Annotated in this window: 29 protein-coding genes; 4 read left to right on the forward strand and 25 right to left on the reverse strand. The window is 70.7% G+C overall.

Annotated features, from left to right (window positions below):
- Positions 1-7 precede the first annotated feature (7 nt).
- The 22 genes from ftsZ to ACMYLB_RS15950 all read right to left on the reverse strand — a co-directional run bounded on the left by ftsZ (position 8) and on the right by ACMYLB_RS15950 (position 18136).
- Positions 8-1285 carry a cell division protein FtsZ gene (gene ftsZ / locus ACMYLB_RS15845; protein WP_415907932.1) on the reverse strand — a complete coding sequence of 426 codons (1278 nt, stop codon included), beginning with the start codon at positions 1283-1285 and terminating at the stop codon, positions 8-10.
- 10 nt (positions 1286-1295) lie between these two features.
- Complete coding sequence (gene ftsA / locus ACMYLB_RS15850) at positions 1296-2510, reverse strand: cell division protein FtsA (protein WP_415907933.1); 1215 nt, start codon at positions 2508-2510, stop codon at positions 1296-1298.
- Entirely contained in the window at positions 2500-3015 is a 516-nt protein-coding gene (locus ACMYLB_RS15855) for a hypothetical protein (protein ID WP_415907934.1), read from the reverse strand. Before ACMYLB_RS15855 ends, ftsA begins: the two co-directional genes overlap by 11 nt.
- Positions 2982-3500 (reverse strand): cell division protein FtsQ/DivIB, encoded by a 519-nt coding sequence (locus tag ACMYLB_RS15860; RefSeq protein ID WP_415907935.1) that lies wholly within the window; start codon positions 3498-3500, stop codon positions 2982-2984. The genes ACMYLB_RS15855 and ACMYLB_RS15860 overlap by 34 nt, the downstream gene beginning before the upstream one ends.
- On the reverse strand, positions 3497-4342 hold the full coding sequence (locus ACMYLB_RS15865) for a D-alanine--D-alanine ligase family protein (RefSeq protein ID WP_415911101.1): 846 nt from the start codon (positions 4340-4342) through the stop codon (positions 3497-3499). The genes ACMYLB_RS15860 and ACMYLB_RS15865 overlap by 4 nt, the downstream gene beginning before the upstream one ends.
- A gap of 79 nt (positions 4343-4421) precedes the next feature.
- Entirely contained in the window at positions 4422-4742 is a 321-nt protein-coding gene (locus ACMYLB_RS15870) for a hypothetical protein (RefSeq protein WP_415911102.1), read from the reverse strand.
- Positions 4631-5374: a UDP-N-acetylmuramate dehydrogenase gene (locus ACMYLB_RS15875; protein ID WP_415907936.1), complete on the reverse strand. Its 744-nt coding sequence runs from the start codon at positions 5372-5374 to the stop codon at positions 4631-4633. The genes ACMYLB_RS15870 and ACMYLB_RS15875 overlap by 112 nt, the downstream gene beginning before the upstream one ends.
- Positions 5371-5535, reverse strand: a complete 165-nt coding sequence (locus ACMYLB_RS15880; protein WP_415907937.1) for a hypothetical protein — start codon at positions 5533-5535, stop codon at positions 5371-5373. The genes ACMYLB_RS15875 and ACMYLB_RS15880 overlap by 4 nt, the downstream gene beginning before the upstream one ends.
- Positions 5511-6509, reverse strand: coding sequence for a UDP-N-acetylglucosamine--N-acetylmuramyl-(pentapeptide) pyrophosphoryl-undecaprenol N-acetylglucosamine transferase (locus ACMYLB_RS15885; RefSeq protein WP_415907938.1), 999 nt, complete (start codon positions 6507-6509; stop codon positions 5511-5513). The genes ACMYLB_RS15880 and ACMYLB_RS15885 overlap by 25 nt, the downstream gene beginning before the upstream one ends.
- Positions 6506-7675: a putative lipid II flippase FtsW gene (ftsW, locus tag ACMYLB_RS15890; RefSeq protein ID WP_415907939.1), complete on the reverse strand. Its 1170-nt coding sequence runs from the start codon at positions 7673-7675 to the stop codon at positions 6506-6508. The genes ACMYLB_RS15885 and ftsW overlap by 4 nt, the downstream gene beginning before the upstream one ends.
- A 22-nt stretch (positions 7676-7697) precedes the next feature.
- Positions 7698-8633, reverse strand: a complete 936-nt coding sequence (locus ACMYLB_RS15895) for a LysM peptidoglycan-binding domain-containing protein (protein ID WP_415907940.1) — start codon at positions 8631-8633, stop codon at positions 7698-7700.
- 257 nt (positions 8634-8890) lie between these two features.
- Positions 8891-9070, reverse strand: coding sequence for a hypothetical protein (locus ACMYLB_RS15900; RefSeq protein ID WP_415907941.1), 180 nt, complete (start codon positions 9068-9070; stop codon positions 8891-8893).
- A gap of 10 nt (positions 9071-9080) precedes the next feature.
- The gene (gene mraY / locus ACMYLB_RS15905; RefSeq protein ID WP_415907942.1) at positions 9081-10196 is read right to left on the reverse strand and encodes a phospho-N-acetylmuramoyl-pentapeptide-transferase; all 1116 of its coding nucleotides are present in this window, start codon (positions 10194-10196) and stop codon (positions 9081-9083) included.
- Positions 10189-10497: a hypothetical protein gene (locus tag ACMYLB_RS15910; RefSeq protein WP_415907943.1), complete on the reverse strand. Its 309-nt coding sequence runs from the start codon at positions 10495-10497 to the stop codon at positions 10189-10191. Before ACMYLB_RS15910 ends, mraY begins: the two co-directional genes overlap by 8 nt.
- A 3-nt stretch (positions 10498-10500) precedes the next feature.
- A complete protein-coding gene (locus tag ACMYLB_RS15915; RefSeq protein WP_415907944.1) occupies positions 10501-11871 on the reverse strand; it encodes a UDP-N-acetylmuramoyl-tripeptide--D-alanyl-D-alanine ligase in 1371 nt (456 codons plus the stop codon).
- Positions 11864-12040, reverse strand: coding sequence for a hypothetical protein (locus ACMYLB_RS15920; protein ID WP_415907945.1), 177 nt, complete (start codon positions 12038-12040; stop codon positions 11864-11866). Before ACMYLB_RS15920 ends, ACMYLB_RS15915 begins: the two co-directional genes overlap by 8 nt.
- 5 nt (positions 12041-12045) lie before the next feature.
- Positions 12046-13638, reverse strand: a complete 1593-nt coding sequence (locus tag ACMYLB_RS15925; RefSeq protein WP_415907946.1) for a UDP-N-acetylmuramoyl-L-alanyl-D-glutamate--2,6-diaminopimelate ligase — start codon at positions 13636-13638, stop codon at positions 12046-12048.
- Complete coding sequence (locus ACMYLB_RS15930; RefSeq protein ID WP_415907947.1) at positions 13635-15440, reverse strand: peptidoglycan D,D-transpeptidase FtsI family protein; 1806 nt, start codon at positions 15438-15440, stop codon at positions 13635-13637. Before ACMYLB_RS15930 ends, ACMYLB_RS15925 begins: the two co-directional genes overlap by 4 nt.
- Positions 15441-15443: 3 nt before the next feature.
- On the reverse strand, positions 15444-15860 hold the full coding sequence (locus ACMYLB_RS15935; RefSeq protein WP_415907948.1) for a hypothetical protein: 417 nt from the start codon (positions 15858-15860) through the stop codon (positions 15444-15446).
- Positions 15861-15870: 10 nt separating this feature from the next.
- A complete protein-coding gene (gene rsmH, locus ACMYLB_RS15940; protein ID WP_415907949.1) occupies positions 15871-16785 on the reverse strand; it encodes a 16S rRNA (cytosine(1402)-N(4))-methyltransferase RsmH in 915 nt (304 codons plus the stop codon).
- A 163-nt stretch (positions 16786-16948) separates the two neighbouring features.
- The gene (locus ACMYLB_RS15945; protein WP_415907950.1) at positions 16949-17278 is read right to left on the reverse strand and encodes a division/cell wall cluster transcriptional repressor MraZ; all 330 of its coding nucleotides are present in this window, start codon (positions 17276-17278) and stop codon (positions 16949-16951) included.
- Between the two features lie 435 nt (positions 17279-17713).
- The gene (locus tag ACMYLB_RS15950; protein WP_415907951.1) at positions 17714-18136 is read right to left on the reverse strand and encodes a MarR family transcriptional regulator; all 423 of its coding nucleotides are present in this window, start codon (positions 18134-18136) and stop codon (positions 17714-17716) included.
- 210 nt (positions 18137-18346) lie between these two features.
- Between ACMYLB_RS15950 and ACMYLB_RS15955 the strand changes: the two genes are divergently transcribed.
- Positions 18347-20050 (forward strand): chloride channel protein, encoded by a 1704-nt coding sequence (locus ACMYLB_RS15955; protein ID WP_415907952.1) that lies wholly within the window; start codon positions 18347-18349, stop codon positions 20048-20050.
- Positions 20051-20056: 6 nt separating this feature from the next.
- Here ACMYLB_RS15955 and ACMYLB_RS15960 read toward each other — a convergent pair whose 3' ends face one another.
- Both ACMYLB_RS15960 and ACMYLB_RS15965 read right to left on the reverse strand, forming a co-directional pair.
- Positions 20057-20611 (reverse strand): DUF2249 domain-containing protein, encoded by a 555-nt coding sequence (locus ACMYLB_RS15960; protein WP_415907953.1) that lies wholly within the window; start codon positions 20609-20611, stop codon positions 20057-20059.
- A gap of 106 nt (positions 20612-20717) precedes the next feature.
- A complete protein-coding gene (locus ACMYLB_RS15965; RefSeq protein ID WP_415907954.1) occupies positions 20718-21101 on the reverse strand; it encodes a hypothetical protein in 384 nt (127 codons plus the stop codon).
- Between the two features lie 147 nt (positions 21102-21248).
- Between ACMYLB_RS15965 and ACMYLB_RS15970 the strand changes: the two genes are divergently transcribed.
- The 3 genes from ACMYLB_RS15970 (at position 21249) to ACMYLB_RS15980 (ending at position 22931) form a co-directional block, all read left to right on the forward strand.
- The gene (locus ACMYLB_RS15970; protein ID WP_415907955.1) at positions 21249-22109 is read left to right on the forward strand and encodes a DNA polymerase Y family protein; all 861 of its coding nucleotides are present in this window, start codon (positions 21249-21251) and stop codon (positions 22107-22109) included.
- A complete protein-coding gene (locus ACMYLB_RS15975; protein ID WP_415907956.1) occupies positions 22070-22552 on the forward strand; it encodes a hypothetical protein in 483 nt (160 codons plus the stop codon). Before ACMYLB_RS15970 ends, ACMYLB_RS15975 begins: the two co-directional genes overlap by 40 nt.
- A 73-nt stretch (positions 22553-22625) precedes the next feature.
- Complete coding sequence (locus tag ACMYLB_RS15980; protein WP_415907957.1) at positions 22626-22931, forward strand: gamma-butyrobetaine hydroxylase-like domain-containing protein; 306 nt, start codon at positions 22626-22628, stop codon at positions 22929-22931.
- A gap of 218 nt (positions 22932-23149) precedes the next feature.
- Here the strand turns inward: ACMYLB_RS15980 and lpxA are convergent, their stop codons facing one another.
- Positions 23150-23935, reverse strand: coding sequence for an acyl-ACP--UDP-N-acetylglucosamine O-acyltransferase (gene lpxA / locus ACMYLB_RS15985; RefSeq protein WP_415907958.1), 786 nt, complete (start codon positions 23933-23935; stop codon positions 23150-23152).
- Between the last annotated feature and the right edge of the window lies 1 nt (position 23936).

Raw genomic sequence — 23936 nt, forward strand, 5'->3', positions numbered from 1 at the left:
GCCGGGGTCAGACCGTGACCTTGATGCCGCGGCGCAGATACGTCGGCACGTCGAGGTCCTGGCCTTCGAAGAGATTGCGGTCGGACTTGTCGAACGAGCCGCGATTGGCCTCCGGCTCGGCGACGCCGCCGAAGCCGAACTCCTCCTGCTGCGGCTTGTTCGGGTCGTGCGCCGCGGCCTTGGGCGCGCGCGCGGAGCGCTCCGCCGGGGCGGCGGCCTTCGGCGCGGACTCGCCCTCGGTCGTCTCGCCCGCCGCCGGGGCGCGCTCAGGGCGCTTGGCGGGGGTGTTCGGCTTCGCCCGGGTGAAGGTGCGGCCGCCGATGTCGGTCGCGCCGATGACGCAGACCTCGACCCGGCCCTGCAGCGCCTCGTCGATGACGGCGCCCATGATCACGTGCGCCTCGCGGCCGAACTCCTCGGTCACGGCGGTCATGAGTTCGTTGACCTTGGTCAGGCTCAGGTCGGCGCCGCCGGTGATGTTCACCATCAGGCGGTCGGCCTTGCGGGCGAACTCGGGCGTGGCGAGCAGCGGGCAGTTCTTGAGATCCTCGAAGGCGTCCTGGGCGGCGTTCTCGCCCTCGCCGGTGCCGAGGCCGAAGAGCGTCTTGCCGCCGCGCGTCTGGAAGGCGGTGCGCAGGGCCTGGAAGTCGACGTTGATCAGGCCGGTCTGCGAAAGCATGGCCCAGATCGACTTCACGCCGCGCCCCATCCAGACGTCGGCGCGGGCGAAGGAGTCGAGCACGCTCGTCTGCTCCGTGCCCTCCTGCAGCAGCAGGTCGTTGGAGAGCGGGATGACGGCGTGGCACTGCTTGCGCAGCTCCTCGAGCGCCTCCTCGGCCTGCTTGCGGCGGCGGCCGCCCTCGAAGCTGAACGGCAGCGTCACGAACGCGATCACGAGCGCGCCGGCATCGCGGGCGATCTCGGCCACGACGGGCGTGGCGCCGGAGCCGGTGCCGCCGCCGAGGCCGGCGAGCAGGAAGACCAGGTCGGTGCCCTTGACCACCTCGGCGATCTTCTCCCGGTCAGCGTCGGCCGCCTGGTAGCCCAGCGCGGGGTCGCCGCCGGCGCTGAGGCCGCGGGTGACGCCGGCGCCGATGAGGACCTTGTCCTGCACAGGCGAGGCGCTGAGCGCCTTGAAGTCGGTGTTGATGACGGCGAGCTGGAGGCGGTCGAGGTTCTCCATCTTCAGCCGGTCGACGGCGTTGGAGCCGCCGCCGCCGATGCCGACAAGCTTGATGCCGATGTCGCGGTCGGTGAGGGCCTCGAGGGGAAGTTCGTTGTTCATCGTCGGGTCCTCAGGAGAAGAATTTCGTCAGGCCGGCGAAGAGGCCGCCCGGCCGGCGGCGCGCCGGCACATGGTGCTCGGAGGCGTGCTTGAAGCCGAACTGGAAGACGCCGAGGACCGCGCTGAACATCGGATCCTTCAGCTCGTCCTTCACCCACGACGGCGCCTCGCCGCGGCGGACGGGCAGGCCGAAGACGCGGCTCGCGGCTTCGTCGATGCCGGGCATCTTGGCCGTGCCGCCGGTGAGGACGACGCCGGCGCCGCAATGCTCGGGCGAGAGCTTCGGGCCGAGTTTCTTCTGCACGATCTCGAAGATCTCCTGCACCCGGGCGGAGGTGATCGTCTCGATCGCGCCGCGCGCGATCTGGCGGTCGCCGAAGGACATGTCGCCGTTGAGCCAGACCTTGTCGGACTTGTCGCGCGTCTGCACCGTGCCGCGGCCGTGGCGGAGCTTCAGCATCTCGGCCTGCGTCGTGGTGACGCGGAGGCCGATGGCGAGGTCGTTCGTCACGTGCTCGCCGCCGACGGGCAGCGTGCCGGTCGCGGCGACGTGGCCGTCGCGGTAGAGCACGTAGTCGGTGATGCCCTTGCCGACGTCGAGGACGAGCGCGCCGTGGATGCGTTCCTCCTGCGTGGTGAGGAGCGAGCCGCTGGCCAGGGCCGAGAGCACGAGCTCGCGCACCTCGAGGTGGTAGCCGCCGACGACGTGGATGTTGTCGCTGACCTTGGCCTCCTGGCCGTGGACGATCCAGTAGCCGACTTCCAGGCGGCTGCCGGAGAGATGCTCGGGATCGGCGACGACGCGGCCGTCGAGGCGGAACGGCCGGCGGAGCTCGTGGATGCGCGTGCGACCGGACGGCAGCTCCTTTTCCTTGGCCAGGTCGCAGACGGTGGCGATGTCGAGCTGGGTGACGGTGTTGTCGGCCGACTTCACGTTGACCGAGGCCTCATTGTAGAAGCCGTCGAGGTGCGGGCCGGTCTGGGCGAGCCAGACCTCGTCGATGCGGGCGCCGGCCTTCTTCTCGGCCATCTCGAGCGCGTGGTGGGCGGCCTCGGAGGCGGCCTTGTAGTCGACGACCTCGCCCTTCATCACGCCGCGCGACTGGGAGAGGCCGACGCCGATGATGTTGAGCGCGCGGCCGCGGGCGATCTCGCCCACGAGGACCGCGATCTTGCCGGTGCCGATTTCGACCGCACCGATGATTCTGCTGCCGTTAGAGATCACGTGAAGGTTTCTGTTTCGAAGGGGACGGGGAAGTGAAATTGAAGGCCGGCGCGACCGCGCCCGACTTCGCCTGCCGGGCCAGCTCCTCGGGCGTCTGTGCGAGCCGCACCGGCACCTGCGGGCCGAGGGCGAGGTTGACGGAGAGGAGCTGCGGCTCGGCCAGGGTGCGCTTCGTCTCGTCGATGATGTAGTCGAGCTGCGCGATCTGGCGGAAGAAGTCCTGCTTCGCGCTGAAGACGATCTCGGGGATGTCCTGCGCCTTGACCGCGATCTCGTCGTGGCTGGCCAGGCGCGCGAGCGAGACGAAGAGCCACTCGCGGTAGAGGTGCGGGGCCTGGAGCTGGGCGGTCGTGAGGAGGTCAGCCACGGCCTTCATGCCGTCGATCGGCGCGTAGCCCGGGCCGTTGTCGGCGAGCCGGAGGCGGAGGCCGTCGAGCCACGGCAGGCTGGCGAGCAGCGCCTTGTCGTAGTTCACGCCCTCGTAGACGACGCCGTCCTTGGCCACGAGCAGCTGTTTCTTTCCCCGCCGTCCTCCACCTGGATGCGGGCGACCGGCGTGCGTTCCTGGAGGTCGATGCGCAGGGTGTCGGGAAAATTGCGCGTGAGCACCGCCACGCGAACTTGGCCGACGGCCATCAGCTTCTCGCGCAGCGCGGCGAGGTCGAGCGCCATGAGCGTGGTGTGACGCGGGAGGGCGAGCACGCGCGCGGCCCACTCGTTGCCGAGCACACCGTCGGTGATGACGACGATGTCCTTCACCGGCTCGCTCTTCACCGCCGAGGCGATGGCGGCGCGGTCGTTCTCCCAGGTGTGGACCATCTCGTAGACGCCCCACGCCACCGCGCCGGTGAGAGCCACGAGCGCGGCGCCCTTGAACCACGCCATCTGCTGGCGCCGGCGGCCGCGGGCGGACATGGCGCGCGGCGTCACGTCCTGGCGAATGGTGCGCCAGGAACGCTCGGCCGCGGCGGTGTCCTTCTCCTCGCTCATTGCTTCGTGGTGGCGCCGGCGAGGCGCTCGAGGGCGGGCGCGACCAGTTCGCGGCAAAGCGCGTTGAAATCGAGGCCCACGCAACGAGCGCTCATCGGCAAGAGGCTCGTCTCCTTCATGCCGGGCAGCGTGTTGATTTCCAGCAGATAAAGCTCGCCGTCCGGCGCGAGGATGAAGTCGATGCGCGCGTAGTCGCGGCAGCCGCAGGCGGCGAACGCCGTCTCGGCGGCGCGCTGCACCTCGGCCGTCTGCTCGGCGGACAGCGGGGCGGGCGCGGTGTATTCCGTCATGCCCTTGGTATACTTGCTGGTGTAGTCGAACACGCCGGATTTCGGCGCGATCTCGACCACGCCCATGGCGCGGCCGCGCAGCAGGCCGACGGTGAGCTCGCGGCCGACGATGCGCTTCTCGATCACCCAGTCGCCCTGGCGGATGCCGGCGAGGGCGATCTCGAGGCCGGCGCGCGAGGTGATCATCTGCAGGCCGACGCTGCTGCCCTGGCGGTTGGGCTTGAGCACGACCTGCTCGCCGAGCTCGTCGGAGAGCACGGCGGCCTTCGGCTTGCTCGTGACGTCGAAGGCGCGCCCCGGGGCGACGCGCACGCCCAGCGCCGAGACGGCCTGGCGCGTGCGCCACTTGTCGAAGCAGAGTTCGGAGCCCGCCGCGTCGCAGCCGGCGTAGGCGACGCCCGCCTGCTCGAGCAGGCGCTGCATGCCGCCGTCCTCGCCGAACACCCCGTGCAGCGTGGAGAAGACCACGTGGCGCTTCGGATCGAGCCCCGCCGGGAGCGCGTCGGCCTCGATGTTGAACAGCTGGGTCGGGAACGACGCGGCCAGGGCCAGCGCGGCGGCCTTGCCGGAGCCGAGGGAGACTTCGCGTTCGGGGAGGTGCCGCCCGCGAAGACGGCGATGATCGGGGAGCTCATAGAAATTTCTTCCAGTCGGAGCCGAAGAGCATGACTTCGGGCTCGAGGTCGATGCCGCGCGCGGCCTTCACGCGCGCCCGGACGACGCGCACGAGCGCGAGGATGTCGGCGGCGGTGGCGCGGTCGCGGTTGACGATGAAGTTGGCGTGGACGCGCGAGACCTCGGCGCCGCCGACGCGCTCGCCCTTGAGGCCGCACTCGTCGATCACGCGGCCGGCGGAGGTGCCGGGCGGGTTCTTGAAGATGCACCCGGCGCTCGGCTCGCGCGGCTGCGATTCCTGGCGCTTCTTCGTGTAGGCCTCGATCTGCTGCCGGATCGCCGCGGCGTCGGCGGGCTGGCGCGGCACGAGGAAGGCCCCGAGCGCGACCGCGGTCTCGAGCTCGGCGCAATGCCGGTAGTCGACGTGCATCGCGGCCTTCGGCAGCACGCGCTTTTCCCCGCGAGCGTCATCAGATGGACTTCGTCGACGACGTCGAAGGTCCACCCGCCCATGGCGCCGGCATTCATGCGCAGCGCGCCGCCGACCGAGGCGGGGATGCCCTCCATGAACTCGAAGCCGGACAGGCCCGCCTTGGCGGCGAGGCCGCAGAGGTTCTTCAGGCGCAGGCCGGCGCCGACCCAGACGCGGCCGTCGGCCTGCGGCGCGAACGCCTGCCAGCCCGGATGCGCGAGGCTGATCACGAGGCCCTCGACACCCTCGTCGGGCACGACGAGGTTCGAGCCGCGGCCGAGCATGAACACCGGCAGGCCGCGCGCGTGCGCCGCGGCGAGGAGCGTGCGGAGGTCGGCTTCGTCCGCCGGCTCGGCGTAGACGCGCGCGGGGCCGCCGACGCGCATCGTCGTCTTCGGGCCCAGCGGCTCGCGCTCGACCAGCTTCGTCGCGGCCGCGAGCGCCGGGCGCACGGCGGCGAGAAAGCCGGACCAGGAATCCTGTGCGGGGGCGCTCATGCGGACTGGGCGGGCGCCGGCGTGTGGCGCAGGTGGCGGCGCGGCGGCAGGCGCTGGGCCAGCTCCTCGAGGTCCTGCACGATCGTGGCCACGGCGTCCTCGTGCGCCATGCGGTGGAGGTTCTCGCGAAATTTGTTCAGCAGCCAGTCGTTGAAGAGCACGTCGAAGACCTCCTGCTGCAGGAGCGAGAGCGCGTTCTGGTCGATGACGAGCCCCCGCCCTGCTGCTCGAAATAGCGCGCGTTGGCCCACTGGTGGTTGTCGGCCGCGAACGGATAGGGCACGAGCACGGCGGGCGTCTCGCAGCGGACGAGCTCCGCGATCGTGCCGGCGCCGGCGCGGCTGACGACGAGGTCGGCGGCGGAGAGCAGGACCCCGACGCGGTCGGTGAACGGCTCGAACCACGCGCGGACGACCTCGCCCTGCTTGGTGCGCAGCTCGCGGACGGACGCCTCGCCCTTGCCCAGGCCGGTAACGCACCAGACCTGCACGCCTTCCTGCGCCAGGGCGGCGAGGTGATCGACGACCCACTGGTTCAAATTGCCGGAGCCCTGGCTGCCGCCGACGATGACGAGCAGCTTCTGCGTCTGGTCGACCCCGAGCTGGGCGCGCGCCTCGGTGCGCGACAGGCGCACGACCTCGGGGCGGACGGGCAGGCCGGTGTGCCGCACCATCAGGCCGAGGCGGCCCGGCAGGCGGACGCCCGGCGGCAGGTAGAGGCGCTGCGCGAAGCGCGAGAGCAGGCGCACGGCGCGGCCGGGCACGCGGTTGGCCTCGTGCAGGGCGACCGGGATCCCGAGGCAGCGCGCCGCCAGCGTGACGCCGGCGTTGGTGAAGCCGCCGAAGCCCACGACCACGTGCGGCCGGAACTGCGCGAGGTATTTGAGCGAGTAGAACAGGCCGTGCGTCTGCTTGCCGACGCAGCGCACGAGCACGTCGGGCCGGAGGCCGAAGGGCGCGCCGGGGACCGCCGCGGTGGTGAGGTGCGGGTATTTTTCCGCGAGGCGCGAGTCGACCTTCTTGTGCGAGATGAAGAGGCGCACGTCGTGGCCGCGGGCGCGGAGGGCTTCCGCGAGCGCGATGCCCGGCGCGAGGTGTCCGCCGGTGCCGCCACAGGCGATGAGAAAACGGCTCATGCTTCGACTTCCGCGAGGGCGCGCTTGCGCTCGAGCGGCTTCGGCCGCTCCCACGTGCGCGCGGTGTTGACGATGACGCCGACGAGCAGGCCCATCAGCAGGAGATTGGAGCCGCCGTAGGAAATGAACGGCAGCGACATGCCCTTGGTGGGCATCATGCCCGTGACCACGGCGAGGTTGATGATCGCCTGCAGGCACATCAGGAGCAGGCAGCCGGTCACGAGGAGGAACTGGAAGAGGTTCGGCGCGCGCCGCACGTGCATGAGCCCGGCGACGAAGATGGTGATGAACAGCGCGACGGTGAGCAGGGTGAAGATCAGGCCCATCTCCTCGCCCATGATGGCGAAGATGAAGTCGGTGTGCGCCTCGGGCAGGAAGGACTGCTGCTGGCGGCCGTTGCCGATGCCGACGCCCTCGACGCCGCCGGCGGCGAAGGCGAGGATGGCCTGCCAGAGCTGGTAGGCGCCCTCGCTGCGGTTGGCCTCGACGTCCATGAAGGCGGTGATGCGGCGCAGGCGGTTCGGGTTGTGCAGCACGAGCACGACGAAGCCCATCAGGGCGAGCGCGACGGACGGCAGGATGAACTTGAGCCGGCCGCCGGCGAGGAAGAGCAGGATCATCCCGACCGCGCCGCAGAGGAACGCGGTGCCGAAGTCCGGTTCGAGCAGGATGAGGCCGGCGAGGCAGCCGATGCCCGCGCACGGGTAGAGGAAGCCGCGCTTCAGGTCGTCCATCTTGTTCTGGTTGAGCGCGAGGTAGTGCGAGAGGCCGAAGACGAGCGCGAGCTTGGCGAATTCCGAGACCTGCAGGCGCAGGCTGCCGAAGCCGAGCCAGCGCCGGCTGCCCTTCACCGAGATGCCGACGTGCGGGATGAGCACGAGGATCAGCCCGAAGATCGTGATGCCGGCGATGACCCAGGCGAAGTTGCGCAGGCGCTCGAGGTCGGCGCGGGCCACGGCCCAGGCGGCCCCGATCGAAAACGCGAGAAAGATGAGCTGCTTGTAGAGGAACGAGGTCGGCGCGGCGCCCTTGACCGTGGAGCTGGCGCTAAACAGCACCGTCAGGCCCATAGCCAGCAACGCGGCCACGCACACGAGGATGACGCTCGCGGGAGTGATCGTGAGGTGGCGGCGGGGAGAAGAAGGTGGCGCGTCGCTCGAACTCACCGGGGGGAGAGGTGATGCGGCGTCAGCCCTTCGGCGGCGTCGGCGTCTTCGCGTCGTCGACCTTGATCGTCGGGACGTCGGCCGGCTGCTCCTTCAGGCCGGCGTCGAGGTCCTGCCCCGGAGGCGGGGCGGCGATTTCAAAATGCGGGGCGGCGGGCGTGACGGTCGGCTCGGCGACCGGGGTCGCGGCCTCCGCGGCGGCCGGCTTGGCGCCGCTGCCGCCCTTGGCGGCGGGCTTGGAAGCGGTGGACTTCGGCGTCACCGTCTTGAAGCCGGGGATGACCAGCGTCTGGCCGGCGCGGACCTTGGCCGGGTCGGTGATGCTGTTGGCGGCGGCGAGCTCGCCGACGGTCACCTGATACTTGCGGGCGATGGTGCCGAGGCTCTCGCCGGGCTGCACGGTGTGGCGCACGGCGTCGCCGCTGCGGACCGCGGCGGGCGCGGGCGCCGCGGTGGCGGCCTTCATCTCGGTCGCGGAGGTGGTGGCGAGGTCCTTCGGCGCGGGCGCCTTGCCCGGGATGATGAGTTTCTTGCCCGGCTGCAGCGTGGCGCCGACGGCGAGGTTGTTGGCCTTGGCGAGTTCGGCGACGCTGAGATGGTTCTTCTTGGCGATGCTCCAGAGGGAATCGCCGCGGCCGACGGTGTAGGTGCTGACCGGCGCGACCTCCTCGGCCGGCTTGGCCGGCGTGATCGCGGCGGCGTTGGGCGAGCCGGGACGCGTGGGCTCGGCCCGGCCGTAGGCGGCGGGCGGGGCGTAGGTCACGGCGCCGGCGTCGGCGGGCGCGGGCGTGTAGCTGACCGGCGCGGCGCCGGTGTCGGTGCCGCTGACGTTGGGCACGGTGGCGTCGGGCGTCGGGACGTTGCGCGGGCTCGATTGGCAGCCCGGGCTGGCGAAAATGAAGATAAACGCGAGCAGGTGCACGGCGATGACTGCTCCGAAGATCTGCAGGATTTTCATGGGTGAAGTATGGGTCGGTGATTCGGCGATTTGCTATCTAAAAATGGACCGCGCGCGGCGCTTCGCACGCGATTGACGAGACGGGCGCGCCGCGGGGCGGCGCGCGTCACGGATCGGTCCGCGGCTGGTCCAGCGTGAGCAGCGCCTGGAGGATCAGCAGGGAGACGATGACGAGCACGATGGTCATGGAAAGCGAGCAGGGGTCCGACGACAGCGGGTGGTTTTGGTTCCGGTTAAGGTAATGAATAAAGAACCTGTCAGCGGACTCCTGCGAAAGTGCGGGCGGTCTTCAGCGGCAGCTCGGGCAGCGTGACGCCGCGGCGGAGGCGGCGGAGCTTGCCGCTCGAGCGGACGAGCGGCTGCTTGAGCAGGAGGAGACCGGCGTGGGAGATTTCTCGGAAGCTGGGCGTGAGATCGGAGCTGAAGTCGATGGGCATGGTTGTGGGGTCAGCGGAGTTTCAGCGTGGCCAGGCCGACGAGGGCGAAGCCGAGGGAAAGGACCCAGAAGCGGAGCACGACCTTGGTCTCCGGCCAGCCGAGCTTCTGGAAATGGTGGTGGATCGGCGCCATGCGGAAGAGCCGGCGGCCCTCGCCGTAGCGGCGCTTGGTGAACTTGAACCAGCTCACCTGGAAGACGACCGAGAGCAGCTCCATCACGAACACGCCGCCGATGATCACGAGCGTGAACGGCTGGTGGATCATGAACGCGATCACGCCGATGAGGCCGCCGAGGGCGAGCGAGCCGGTGTCGCCCATGAACACCTCGGCCGGGTGCGAGTTGAACCAGAGGAAGGCCATGCAGCCGCCGATCAGCGCGCCGCACACGACGGTGAGCTCGCCCGCGCCGGGCACGTGGCTGAGCAGGAGGTATTCCGAGAAGATCGAGTTGCCCGCGATGTAGGCCATGATGCCCAGCACGAGCGCCACCGTGATCGTGCAGCCGACGGCGAGGCCGTCGAGGCCGTCGGTGAGGTTGATAGCGTTGGAGAAGCCGACGATCCAGAGGTAGATCAGCACCAGCAGCAGCCACCACGGCATGTGCGCGATCAGCGCGTCCTTGAGGAACGGCACCCAGAGCTCGCGGATCTTGTTCGCGCTGAGCGGATGCCAGAGCAGCACGCCGAGCGCGACGCCGGTGGCGAGCGACTGCCAGCCGATCTTCTCCCAGGGCTTGATGCCGTCCTTGTTCTTGTGGACGACCTTGAGGTAGTCGTCGCGCCAGCCCGGCACGGTCAGCGCGGCGTAGACGAAGAGGGCGACGAAGACCCAGACGTTGGGCCGCGCCCAGAGCACGCTGCTGAGGAAGACCGACAGGAAGATGATGAGCCCGCCCATCGTCGGCGTGTGCTTCTTGTCGAAGTAGGTCGCGCCGAGCGCGCCGGTGCGCTCGTCGATGTAGCCGTGGCCGAACTTCAGCTCGCGGAAGCGCCGGATGAGCCAGGGGCCGATGAGGAAGCCGATGACGAGCGCGGTGGCCGAGCCCATGATGATGCGGAACGTCTGCGAGGCGAAGAGGCGCAGCGGTCCGAAATACTGCTCGTAGTCGGCGAGGTAGCTAAGCATGGGCGTGGAAGCGGCGGGGCCGCGCGGCAAGGTAGCGGCCGTAGGACTCGCGGATCACGCGGGCCACGGACGAGGGAGGCTCGGAGAGCGGGGACAGGTTCTGCGCGGCGCGCTCGCTCCAGGCGGCGTTCTCGGTGACGGAGCGGACGGCGACGCCCGCCGGCTCGCCGGCGGTCGTCGAGGTGGCCAGGCACTCCTCGAAGCGTGCGGGCGCCGCGTTCGGCGCGACCCGGCCGGGCGACGCGGCCGCGCCGGACGCGAAGTCCGGGGCGAGCGCGGAGGAAAGGCCGGCGAGTTTCATGGCTCAGTGGGCGGCGGCCTGCGGGTCGAGGACGGTCTCGAGGCGATAGCGGCGGCTGCCCTTGAGGAAGGCGGCGCCCGAGAAGGTCGCGAGCCGCGCGCGGACCGCCCCGAGGTCGGTGACGACGGCGATCTGTTCCGGATCGTTGCCGTTCTCGAGCAGGCCCTCGCGCAGCGCGGCGGCGTGGGTGCCGATCGCGAAGAGGAAATCGCCCGGCCGGAGCAGGATGGTGCGGCCGAGCTGCTGGTGGAAATCCGCCGCCGCCGCGCCGAGCTCCTCCATGCCGCCGAGGACGTAGAGGCGCGGCAGCTCCGGCCGCGCGAGGCCGGCGAAGGCCGCGATGGCGTCGGCCATCGAGGCGGGATTGGCGTTGTAGAAATCGCAGTAGACCTCGGCCTCCCCCACCCGCTGCATCTCGCCGCGCCACTTCGAGGGCTGCCAGGCGGCGAGGCGCGACTGGAGCGTGGCGTCGTCGACGCCGAGCTCGGAGGCGAGCGCGAGCGCGAGCGCGGCGTTCTGGGCCATGCCGCCGGAGACGCGGCGGAGGATGAAGGTGCGCTTCGCGCCGAGCGTGACCTCGGTGCGGTCGGGCCGGTGCAGGACGGTGAACTGCACGGTGCGGCCGTCGACCCGCACCATGGCCTCGTTCGCCGGCACGAGCACGAGCGGATGGGCGAGCGCGCGGAAGGGCGCATACTGCGCGCACGCGACCGGGAACACCTGCAGGCCGCCGGCGCGGACGCCGGTCAGCATCTGGACCTTTTCCGCCGCCACGCCCTCGAGCGAGCCGAGCTTCTCCAGGTGCGCGGGACCGACGAGCGTCACGATCGCGTGGTCGGGCTGGATCATGCCGGCGAGGTCGCGCATCTCGCCCGGCATGTTGATGCCCGCCTCGATCACCGCGGCGGCGTGCGCGGCCGGGTCGAGCTGGGTGAGCGTGAGCGGGACGCCGATGAAATTGTTGAGGTTGCCGGCGGTGGCGAGGACCGACGGGGCGCCGCCGAGGAGCAGCGCGACGAGGTCCTTGGTCGAGGTCTTGCCCGCGCTGCCGGTGATGCCGATGACGCGGCCGGCGAAGGTGCGGCGGTGCGCGGCGGCGATGGCCTGGAAGGCGCGGAGCGGATCGGCGACCACGAGCTGCGGCAGGGCGGCGCCGGCGATCTCCCGGGCGACGAGCGCAGCGGCGGCGCCCTTCGCCGCGGCGGCGGCGAGGAAGTCGTGGCCGTCGCGCTGCTCGGTCTTCAGCGCGACGAAGACCTGGCCGGCGGCCAGCGTGCGGGTGTCCTGGTTGAAGCCCGAAAGCGACGAGACCGGCATCGTTGTCCAACGACCACCGGTCCACGCGGCGAGCGACTGCGGGGCGAACTCACGCATGGCGGTTGCTCGCGAGGTTGATGGCGCCGAGCTGCAGCGCGCTCGCGCCGTCGGGGCGCTGGCGCCGCGGCGCGCGCTTGGCGCGCACCCAGGTGGCGGCCGGCTTGAGGGCGTCGGCCGTCCCGGGCTTGGGCGCGATGCGGGGCGGGTTTTCCGGGAGACGGTCCATGGCGCTCAGAGCGGTTTGAGCTGCTTGATGCCGATGAGCTCGCGGACGACCTGGCGGTCGTCGAACGGCACGACGGTGTCGGCGAGTTCCTGGAAGGTCTCGTGGCCCTTGCCGGCGATGAGCAGGCAGTCGCCCGGGCGCGCGGCGTCGAGCGCGAGGCTGATGGCGCGGCGGCGGTCCTCCACGAAGGTGATCCGCTCCGGCGCGGTGACGCCGGGCTTCATGTCGGAGAAGATCTGGAGCAGCGGCTCGTGGCGCGGGTTGTCGGCGGTGGCCCAGGCGGCGTCGGCGAGTTCCTGCACGGCGGCGGTCATGAGCGCGCGCTTAGCGCGGTCGCGGTTGCCGCCGCAGCCGAAGACGACGAGGAGGCGGCCGGGCGTGATGGCCTTGAGCATGCCGAGGGCGTTGCGCAGGGCGTCGTCGGTGTGGGCGTAGTCGACGAGGACGTTGAACGGCTGGCCGGCGTCCACGCGCTCCATGCGGCCGGAGACGCCGGTGAAGCTCTTCAGGCGGGGGGCGATGATCTGCGGGTCGCGGCCGAGGGCGTAGCAGGCGGCGAAGGCGGCGAGGACGTTGGAGACGTTGTAGCGGCCGATGAGCGGGCTCTCGATCTCGGCGCGGCCCTCCGGCCAGACGAGGGTGAACGCCGCGCCGGTGAAGCCGAGGCGGATGTTCTCGGCGCGGATCTGGGCGTCGGGCGCCTCGCCGAAGGTGACGAGCCGGATCGTCGCGGGCGCGTCGGCGGCGAGGCGGCGGCCGTGCGGGTCGTCGAGGTTGATCGCGGCCGCGCGCGGCGCGGGCGCGGTCTCGCCGCGGAAGAGGCGCGCCTTGACCGCGAAGTAGGCGTCCATCGAGCCGTGGTAGTCGAGGTGGTCCTGCGTGAGGTTGGTGAAGACCGCGACGCCGAACTGCATGCCGAGCACGCGCTGCTGGTCGATGCCGTGGGAGCTGACCTCCATCACGGCCTGGCGGCAGCCGGCGTCGCGCATCTGGGCGAGCATGCCGTAGAGCTCGAGCGCCTCGGGCGTGGTGCGGTAGGACGGGACGACGCGGGCGCCGAGGTCGTAGTTGACGGTGCCAATGAGGCCGACGCGCTGGCGGTCGGTGGAGAGGAGGTGCTTGGCGAGGGCGGCGACGGTGGTCTTGCCGTTGGTGCCGGTGACGCCGACGAGGTCGAGCGAGCGGTCGGGGAACTTGAAGAAGCGCTGGGAGACGCGCGCGAGCAGGCGGCGGGCGTCGGCCACCTGCACGTAGGTGACGCGGGCGGAGGTGACGGCGGGGATCTTCTCCGCGATGATGGCGACGGCGCCGCGGTTGACGGCCTCGTCGATGAAGAGGTTGCCGTCGGCGCGGCGGCCGGGGAGCGCGAAGAAGAGGTTGCCGTGCAGCACCCGGCGGCTGTCCATCGCCAGGCCGGAGATGGGGCGGTCGAGATCGCCCTTGCTCGCGACGATTTCGTCGTCGTTGAGGAAGTCGGAGAGCTTCGGCGCCATTTTGAAGATCTGTTGGGACATGCGGTCGACCGGGCGGCGGCGGGTGGCCGGCAGCGAGCGGAAGGCCGCGACGAGCGGATAGTTGGGTGTGAGGTAGCCGATCATGGGGCGGCTCCGGTCAGGGCCAGGGCGACGCGCGACGGCGCGCGCACGGGCTTGATGTCGAGATATTGGATGAGTTGTTCGGCGACGTGCTTGAACGCCGGGGCGGAGACGGCGCGGCCGTAGGCGAGACCGCCGGGGACCTTGGCGTCGTCGACGATGACGGAGAGCACGACCTGCGGGCGGCTGGCGGGGAAGAAGCCGACGAACGAGGCGACGTGGCGCGTGGTGGAGTATTTGCCGTCGACGAGCTTCTGCGTCGTGCCGGTCTTGCCCGCGATCTCGAAGCCCTCGATGTCGAAGCCGTCGGCGGTGCCGCCGGGGCCGACGACGCCGTGGAGCATCTGCGCGAGCGTGGCGGCGGTGCTGGGGCGGAGGACCTGGTTGCGCTTCTCGGGCGTGAAGGCGCGGACGACCTTGCCCTCGGGGTCGCGGATTTCCTTGATGATCTGCGGGCGGAGCAGCGTGCCGCCGTTGGCGACGACGCTCATCGCCATGTGAATCTGCAGCGGCGTGGCGGCGACGGCGTGGCCCATCGGCATGCGCGTGATGGTGAGGCCGTCCCACTTGGCCGGCGGCTCGAGGATGCCGCGCACCTCGCCGCCGAGGCCGAACTTGGTCGTCTCGCCGAAGCCGTAGAGTTTCGCGTATTCGTAGAAGCGCTGGGCGCCCATCGCCATCGCGATGTGGGCGGCGCCGCGGTTGCTCGAGTGGCTGACGATCTCGCGCACGGAGAGGACGCCCATCGGGTGGTCCTCCTTGGGCAGCCGGCGCTCCTTGCCGTCGATGATGACGGTGGGCGCCTCGCAGTCGAAGGTGGTGGTGGGGAGGACGGTGCCGTCGTTCAGGCCGCCGCCGGCGGCGACGATCTTGAAGGTGGAGCCGGGCTCGACGATGTCGGTGACGGCGTTGTTGCGCTGGACGTCGAGCGGGGCCTTGAAGAACTCGTTGAGGTTGTAGCTCGGCCAGTTGGCCAGGCCGAGGATGGCGCCGGTCTGCGGGTCGCTGACGATGATGGTGGCGAACTTCGGATGGTATTTCGCGGCGAGGGCGTCGAGTTCGCGCTCGATGACGTTCTGGATGACGGAGTCGATCGTGAGCACGACGTCGTGGCCGTCCTGCGGATCGACCTCGCGGGTGCGGAACTGCGCCATCTCGCGGCGCGCGCCGTCCTTTTCGGACTCGATCCAGCCGTCCTGGCCCTTGAGGTAGAGGTCGAGGTGCTTCTCGGCGCCGGTGACGGGGATGTTCTCCTTGTTGATGTAGCCGATGACGTGGGCGGCGAGCTGGTTGCCGGGATAGACGCGCTTGTAGCCGCGGGAGCCGTAGAGGCCGCGGATGCGCAGGTCCATGATCTTGTCGTAGATCGCCTCGTCGACCTCGTCGGCCAGCTTCACGTAGCGGACGCGCTTGTCCTTCACCGCCTCGTCGGTGGAGGCGAGGGCGAGCTGGGCGGCGGCGATGGACTTGCGGAGGGTCTTGTCGAGCTCGAGGTAATTGGTGCCGAGCAGGCGCGCGAGGTCGGCCCACTTGGCGCTGTCCGCCTCCTTGAGCATCTCCGGGTCGGCGCCGAGCACGATGTAGGAGCGCGAGGTGGCGAGGACGTTGCCTTTGGCGTCGAGGATGGCGCCGCGGCGCGCGTGCTCGACGACGATCTGGCGGCGGGCCTTCTCCACGAAGCGCAGCAGCTCGTCGCGATGCAGGACGTGCAGGTAGACCAGTCGGCCGCACACGGCGGTGAACAGGCCCAGCACGCCCACGGCGAGGAGCGTCATGCGGACGTTGGAGGCGAAACCCTTCGACATGGCTCAGCGCGAGAGGGAGGCGGGGATGACGCGGAACGCGAAGGTGTTGGCGTTCTGCGCGGCGTTGGCCGAGCGGAAGATCGCCTCGGCCGCGGCCTTGCGGCTCAGCTCGAGGACCGGATCGCGCTCGACGCGGACGACCTGGACTTCCCGGGCGGTGGCGAGGCCGAGGCGGAGCGCGTCGTTCTGCTGGAGCAGCGAGGCCACGCTCTCGGCGGTGGCGATCTGCGCGCCGACCTCGTCGAGCTTGCGCACGACATCGGCGGTCTCGCCCTCGAGGACGCGGATGCGGTTGGCGGTGGCGAAGATTTCCTGGCGGACCCAGACGGCGCCGAGGCCGAGGGTGCCGGCGAACATGAGGAGCGCGAGCGTCAGGAGGACGAGCTTGTTGACGAGCGCGTTGGGAGGAGGCGGCTTCATCGACGGAGGATCAGAGTTTGCGGAGGACGCGCAGCTTGGCGGAGCGGCTGCGGGGGTTGGTGGAAATCTCGGCGGCGGAGGGCACGACCGGCTTGCGGGTGAGGAGCTCGGCGTGCTTCGCGCGCAGCTGCTGCGGCGTGGCGTCATTCTCGTCGACCGGCAGGCCGCAGAGGCGGCGGAAGGCCTGCTTTACCGGGCGGTCTTCGAGGGAGTGGAAGCTGATGACCGCGAGCACGCCGCCGGAGGCGAGCCGCTCGAAGGCCGCGGGCAGCGCGCGCTCGATCGCGCCGATCTCGTCGTTCACGGCGATGCGGATGCCCTGGAAGCTGCGCGTGGCGGGATTGATTTTGCTCTCGCGCTTCACGGCGGCCGGGATCGCGTCGGCGATCACCTGCGCGAGCGACGCGGTGCGGGCGAGCTGACCGGTGCCGCGCGCGGCCTCGATCGCGGTAACGACACGGCGCCAGTTCGGCTCCTCGCCGTAGTCGCGAATGGCGCGGACGAGGGCGTCGTGCGAGGCGACCTCGAGCCACCGTGCGGCCGGCTGGCCCTCGCGCGGATTCATGCGCATGTCGACCGGCGCGTCGTGGCGGAAGGCGAAGCCGCGCTCGACCTCGTCGAGTTGGAAGGACGAGACGCCGAGGTCGAACAGGATGCCGGCGAAGCCGTGCTCGGGCAGCGCGGCGAGGTCGCCGAAATTCAGGTCGACGAAGCGAAAGGCGCCCGGGAACTGCGCCTGCACCGACGCAGCCCGGGGTTGGGCGGATGGATCCCGGTCCAGTGCTACCACACTGGCGCCACGGCGCAGAATCTCCTGCGTATGGCCACCACCGCCGAAAGTGCAGTCGAGGTAAGTCCGGCCGCTCTCCGGCGCGAGGTGGGCGATCACCTCGTGCAGGAGAACCGGCTGGTGCCCCACGGTCATGGCCCGGGTCGGAAGCTCAAGCGACGCGACGCACATGGGTTTTCTTGCGGCGGAGGGGAGACGCTCCGCGCGCGTCGCGCCGGTTGGCGCAACGGACCATGGCAAGCTTGGGCAGGGGCTGGGGACGGACAGGGGTGTGGTGCATGGTCGTGGTTTTCATGGCTCAGAGGCCGATGCGGCGCATCATGTCGCCGAAGTTCTCGCCCGCCGTGGCGCGCTGCATGTCCTGCCAGCGCGACGGGCTCATGATGTTGAAAGTGTCGCCCATGCCCACGAGCACCGCGTCCTTCGCGATGCCGGCGTGGGCGAGCAGGTCGGCCGAGGCGCCGAAGCGGCCCTGCTTGTCGAACGTGAACTGGAGCGCCGACGAAAAGATGCGCGCCTTCACCGCCTGCGCGTCGCGGTCCGAGAGCTTCATCTCGCCGATCTGCGCGAGCAGCTTCTCCACGCGCGCCGGCGGCAGCACGGCGATGTAACCATCCGGGTGCGGCATGGCCAAAAACGTCTCCGCGTCCGTGTGAACCCAGCGCCAGAGCGACGGAATCGTGAGACGATTCTTGTCGTCGAGCGTGTGCTCAAAACGGCCGGAATAAACGGTTGTGCCTGACTGCGCCATGAAGGGTGTCCGAGAAGGGCGTCGAGTGCTAGCCGCCCCAAAGTGCACCATTTCTCCCCATTCCACCCCCTGCGCTCAAGTAAAAAAGCGGCGTAACTACCGTGTTTTTATTCACAAAGCGCTAACAGGCCCCTGCCGCGCGCCGCGGGTGCGCCCTCCCCTACACCCCGCCTGGCGTTCGAAACGGACCTGACCTGGCGCCGCCTCCCCGAACGCGGCTACCGCGGTTCCGCGCGGCCGAGGCTTGGTCCCGCGGCCGCGCGCGAGCGTCTCAGCCCACCCTACCCGGCCCGCAAACGGCAGACCGGCACGTCAGTCGTCCCGCCCGGGCAGCATGCCCAGGATGCGCCGGAGTTCGGGACCGGTTCGCGCGAGCTCGTCCAGATGCGCCACGGACAGGCGCGCGATCAGCGCCTCGCCCTGCCGGGTCAGCTCCAGCTCCACGCGCCGGCGGTCCCGCCGGCTCACCCGGCGGCGCACCAGGCCGCGGCGCACCAGGCGGTCGACCAGGCCGACGGCGCTGTGATGCTTGAGCGCGAGATGATCGGCGAGGCCGCTGATGGTGATGCCGTCCGGCTCCGGCCAGCCCTTGATCGAGAGCAGCGCCTGATGCTGCCGCGGCGGCAGGCCCGCGGCGACGGCGGCCTCGTGGCTGAAGGCGAGGAACCGGCGCATGGCGCGGCGCAGCTCCGCCAGGGTGCGGTATTCGGCGAGCGTCGGCGTGCGGCGGGGCATCGCCCGAGCAAGAGCGGAATCCCGCGCCGACGCCACCGGGAAGTGCGGCGCCTGGCGGCTTGAAATATATCGTAATACGATGCAATTGTCGCCCTTCATGTCCGTCCTTCCCTCCGCTTCCTCCTCCCGCCGCCTGGCGGATTTCCGCGCCGATCGCCGCGTCCTGCTGCTCTCCGCCCTCGCGATCCCGATCGGGCGATCGGCGCGGTCGTGGCGAAGGCGCTGCTCTGGCTGATCGCCGTTTTCACCAACCTGGCGTTCTTCCAGCGGCTCGCGAGCAGCGCCGTCACGCCGCAGGAGAGCCACCTCGGCCCGTGGATCATCGGCATCCCGGTGCTCGGCGCGCTGGTGATCGGCCTGATGGCCCGCTACGGCTCCGAGAAGATCCGGGGCCACGGCATCCCGGAGGCGCTCGAGGCGATCCTGCTCGGCCGCAGCCTGATCAATCCGAAGGTGGCGGTGCTGAAGCCGATCTCGTCCGCGGTGTCGATCGGCACCGGCGGCCCGTTCGGCGCGGAGGGTCCGATCATCATGACGGGCGGGGCCTTCGGCTCGCTCTTCGCACAGCTCTTCCACCTCACGGCCTCCGAGCGCAAGACGCTGCTGGTGGCCGGCGCCGCCGCCGGCATGACGGCGGTCTTTGCCACGCCGATCGCCGCCGTGCTGCTCGCGGTGGAGCTGCTGCTCTTCGAGTGGCGGCCGCGCAGCTTCATTCCCGTGGCGGTGGCGGCCATGGTCGCCGCGCTCGCGCGCGAGCCGCTGCTCGGCGCGGGTCCGATCTTCGTCGTCCCGCCGCACGGCCTGCTCAGCGCCGGCACGATCGGCATGGCCGCCGTGATCGGCCTCGCCGCCGGCCTCGCCTCGGGCGGCCTCACCTTCCTCGTCTATGCCTGCGAGGATCGCTTCGAAAAACTGCCCTTGCACTGGATGTGGTGGCCGGCGCTCGGCGCCGTCGCCATCGGCGTGGGCGGCTGGCTCGATCCGCGCGTGCTGGGCGTCGGCTACGAATTCATCCACGGCTTGCTCCGCGGCGAGCTGACCGGCCTGCCCGCGATCACACTGCTGCTGGCCAAGGGCCTCGTCTGGGCGATCGCGCTCGGCTCGGGCACCTCCGGCGGCGTGCTGGCGCCGTTGCTCATGATCGGCGGCGCCCTGGGCGTGGTGTGCGGCCAGGCGTTCGGCATCGCCGACGCGGGCCTGTGGGCGACGGTGGGCATGGCGGCCATGATGGGCGGGACCATGCGCTCGCCGCTCACCGGCCTGGTCTTCCTGCTGGAGCTGACGCACGACACCAACGCGCTGCCGGCGCTGCTCGTGAGCACGGTGGCGGCGCTCTGCGTCACGGTGCTCCTGTTGCCGCGCTCCATCCTCACCGAAAAACTCGCCCGCCGCGGCCAGCACATCGCGCGCGACTACAGCGTGGACGTGCTCGAGCTGCGCCGGGTCGGCGAGGTCATGGACCGCAATCCGCCCCGCATCCCGGCGGAGACGCCGCTGGCGGAGGTTTCCGACCGCGTCGCGCGCAGCGACGATCCGCTGAGCCGGCGACAGGCCATCCTGGTCGAGGACGCGGACGGGGCGCTGGCCGGAATCGTCACCCGCGGCGACCTGTTGCGCGCGCAGAGCGCCGACCGGCACCGCCCGATCCTGGCGATCGCCACCCGGCAACTGATCGTGAGCCACCCGGACGAGACCCTGCGCGACGCCCTGGAAAGCATGCTGCGGCACGACATCGGCCGGCTGCCGGTCGTGGATCGTGCCCAGCCGGGGCGCATCCTCGGCTACCTCGGACGCGCCGACATCCTGGCCGCGCGCGCCGGGCACCATGAGGAGGAACACCGCCGCGAACGCGGCCCGCTGGGTCAACGCCTGCTGTCGCGGCCGCGGCCGCCGGCACCATCCGCGTCCTCCTGACGCGCGTCAGTCGCGCACGGGATGCCGGATGAGGTAACGCCAACCCGGCGAATCCGGCGGCAACGCCGCACCGCGAAACGTCAGGCCGAGCGCGGTCAGCGCCCGGTCCAGCTCCGGATCGGGCCGCGGCAGATCGATCGCCAGCTCCGCTGCCTCGTCGAGTCCGCGCGCGAGGCGCTCGCTGCGCGCACGGGCCTCGGCGGCCGGAAGCTCGCGATAGTCGAGCCGCACCCGCACGAGCACCGCGTCCTCGTCGGCCGTGACGCCGTCGGGAGCGAGCCCGCAGCCGAGGATCTTGTCCGGATCAAACCCCGGCGGATCGGCGCGCAGCCGCGTCAACCGCACCGCGAACGCCCTCGGCGGCGGCGGCACCTCCGCCCAGGCGAAGCATCCCGGCACGAGCTGCTCGAATTGCCGCCGCAGCGGCTCCGGGCGGTGGTCGTTCACGAGCAGGAGGCTCCCGCCCGGCGGCACAGCGCTCCAGCGCCGGAAAATCAGCGTGTGCTTGCGGGCGCACGGCAAGGGGCGGACATCGAGGACATCGGCAGGCGGTGTTTCCATGGAACGCCCCCATTATCCCCTTCGCCCGGCGCGCGGCCTTGAGCGGAATCAAGGGATGTCGCAGCCCGCGGCCACACGTCCGCGGTCGCGTCGGCGCGGGCCTCGCTCAGCGCGCTGGAGGCGGCAGCGGACGGACGGTCGCGATGTAGCTGCCGCCCCCGCCGAAGGCGCGCTCGATCCGCACGCCCATCCCGACCCGCGTGCCGTCGGGCAGGCGAAAGCCGCGCGGCGCCGGACGGTCGCCCGCCTCGGCCTTGAACGCCGCCCATGCCGCCTCCGCGGCAGCGTCGGCCGGGGCCGCCTCGAACAAGGCGGCGAACGGCACCGTCACCAGCGGGCGCCGGCCCGCGCCCCAGAGGTCGCCGGCCGTCCGGTTGTGCGCGACGATGTTGCCCGAGGCGTCGATCACGAAGGCCGCGCAAAAATCCGTCCGCGCGACCTCGGCTGGGTCGACGGGCGGGGCGGCGGGCTCGCGCGCGGGGAACGGCATGGCTGGGAGTTCATCCCGCCGGTCCGAATGGTCAAACCACACCCCTGCGCGGCGCTTGCGAATCTCGCCTCGGCCTTTGTCCCGTCGGACCGGCGGCGGGTGCGCGGTCGGCCTTTGACTCGGAGCGGCGTCCGGCAATTTTCCCTCGTGGCGCTGCGCTACCTCACCATCGACTTCAACTCGTTCTTCGCCTCCGTCGAGCAGCAGGAGCGGCCGGAGCTGCGCGGCCGGCCGGTGGGCATCGTGCCGGTGCTAGCGGAGACGACCGGCTGCGTGGCGGTGAGCCTCGAGGCGAAGGCGGCCGGCCTGAAGCGCAACGCCCGCGTGTCCGAGGCGCGCCAGCTCTGCCCCGGTCTCGTCATCGTCGAGGCCCGGCCCGAGGTCTACATCACCTACCACCGCCGCCTCCGCGACGTCATCGCCTCGTGCACCCCGGAGATCAACGTCCAGTCGATCGACGAGGTGACCGCGCGCCTCGAGGGCCTGGTGCGGACGCGCGCCGACGCCGAGAAGCTGGCGCACACCCTCAAGGCGAAGATCACCCGCGAGGTCGGCCCGCTGCTGCGCAGCTCGATCGGGATCGCGCCGACCTGGCTGCTCGCGAAGGTCGCCTCCGACATGCAGAAGCCGGACGGCCTCGTGATCCTCGACGACGCAGACCTGCCCGCGCGCCTCCTGCCCCTCGCGCCCGGCGACATCGCCGGCATCGGCCCGAACATCCAGCGCCGCCTCGGCGAGCATGGCATCACGACGATGGAACAGCTCTGGGCCGCGAACATGCACGTGTTCCGCGGCGTCTGGGGCGGCGTGCGCGGCGAGCAGATCTGGCGGCTGCTGCACGGCGAGGACCTGCCCTACTTCGAACAGAAAACCGGGCAGACGATCGGTCACGGCAACGTGCTGCCCCCGAGCGCCGCAACCACGAGGCCGCCCTCGCCGCCCTGCACCGCCTGCTGCAGAAGGCCGCCATGCGCCTGCGCCACTCCCGGCTCTACGCCGGCGCCTTGAGCGTCTCGGTCGACTACGTCAACGACCAGCACTGGTCCGACGAGCTGCGCCTCTCCGAGACCCAGGACACGCTGAAGCTCACGCACGCCCTCAACGACCTCTGGCGGCGCCGGCCGGCGAGATTCGCGCGCCTGGTGCCGCTGCGCGTCGGCGTCCACCTCACACAGCTGATCGACCTGAAGATGCACACGCCCGATCTCTTCGAGGAAAAGACGGAGCGGACGCGCGGCGCGCTCTTCCAGGCGGTCGATCACCTGAACAAGGTTCTGGGCAAGAACACCGTCTACCTCGGCGGCGCGCACGGCGCCACCAAGGACGCGCCGATGCGCATCGCCTTCACCCGCATCCCCGAGCCGGAGATCGAGGAGATCGACCGCAGCTACGAGCGCCGGCTCAAGAAGCCGGCGAAGCAATCGCCCCCGGCCGAGCCCGAGGCCTGGTGACGCCGCCCTGCCGCGCGCGTGACCGAACTTTCGGCTGTTCGCGGCGCGCCGCTTGCGGCAATACCTCGCGGTCATGGAAGCCCTTCGCCCGCTCGACGTGCAGCTCATCGGTCCCGAGGTCGCCCTGCGCTGGAGCGACGGGGTGGAGACCTACATCGGCGTGGAAAAACTGCGCGCGAACTCGCCCAGCGCGGAGGTGAAGGGCGAGCAGGACATCTTCGGCAACCAATACGGCGGCGAGGCGCGCAAGAGCCACGCCGGCGTCGAGATCCTCGGCTGGGAGCAGGTCGGCAACTACGCGATCCGTTTCGACTTCAGCGACGGCCACCGCACCGGGCTCTACAGCTACGCGCTGCTGCGGCAGCTGGGCGCGAGCTGAACGGGCGTGGCGTTTCGTGCGGGTGGCGCGCTGGCCCGCCACCGCCCTCGCAACGTGATTCCCAAGGCACCGGAAAATTGCGCGCGAGCGCGCAACCTACGACGGACGTAACAGCTCTCTGGAGGCGGGGCCATCCGCCCCGCGGGTTGTCGGTTTCGTTGCGCCTGCTTCGCGGGGCGGATGGCCCCGCCTCCAGGAAATGGAAATGGCGCGCAAGCTCAGCGGCCGGCGACGAGGCCGCGGTCGCTCGACGTGACGAACTTGAGGAAAGCCTTGAACTCGTCGCTCGACGCGAGCGCGTGGGCGTTCATGGCGTCGAGGGCCTGGGTGCGGTTGTGCCCGGCGCGGTAGAAGAGCCGGAAGGCGTGCTTCACCGCCTCGAGCCGCTCGGGCGTGAAGCCGTGGCGCTCGAGGCCGATTTTGTTGATCGAGCGGGCGATGGCGGGGTTGCCGTCGGCGATGAGATACGGCGGCACGTCCTGCACGACCTTGGACATCGCGCCGACCATCACGTAGGCGCCGATGCGGCAGAACTGGTGCACGCCGCACTTGGCGCCCAGCGTCACGTGGTCGTCGACGATGACATGGCCAGCGAGGCCGACCGAGTTGCTCGCGATGAGGTGATTGCCGATCTGGCAATCGTGCGCGACGTGGCAGTAGGCGAGCAGCAGGTTGTCGTGGCCGATGGTGGTGAACTCGCCGTCGTTCGTGGCGGAGTGCACGCTGGTGTATTCGCGGAAGACATTGCGGTCGCCGATGCGCGTGCCGGGGCGGCCGCCGCGATACTTGAGATCCTGCGTCTTGGTGCCGATGCAGGTGAAGGGGTAGATCTCGCACTGCCGGCCGACGGTGGTGAAGCCCTCGACCGTGGCGTGGTGGTGCAGGATCGTGCCGTCTCCGATCGTGGTCTCGCGGCCGACGAAGGCATAGGCGCCCAGGGTGACGTCGGCGCCGAGCTGCGCGCCCGGTTCGACGATGGCGGTGGGGTGGATGTTCGACGCCATG

Source organism: Oleiharenicola sp. Vm1, assembly GCF_047777955.1.
Taxonomy (GTDB): domain Bacteria; phylum Verrucomicrobiota; class Verrucomicrobiia; order Opitutales; family Opitutaceae; genus Didemnitutus.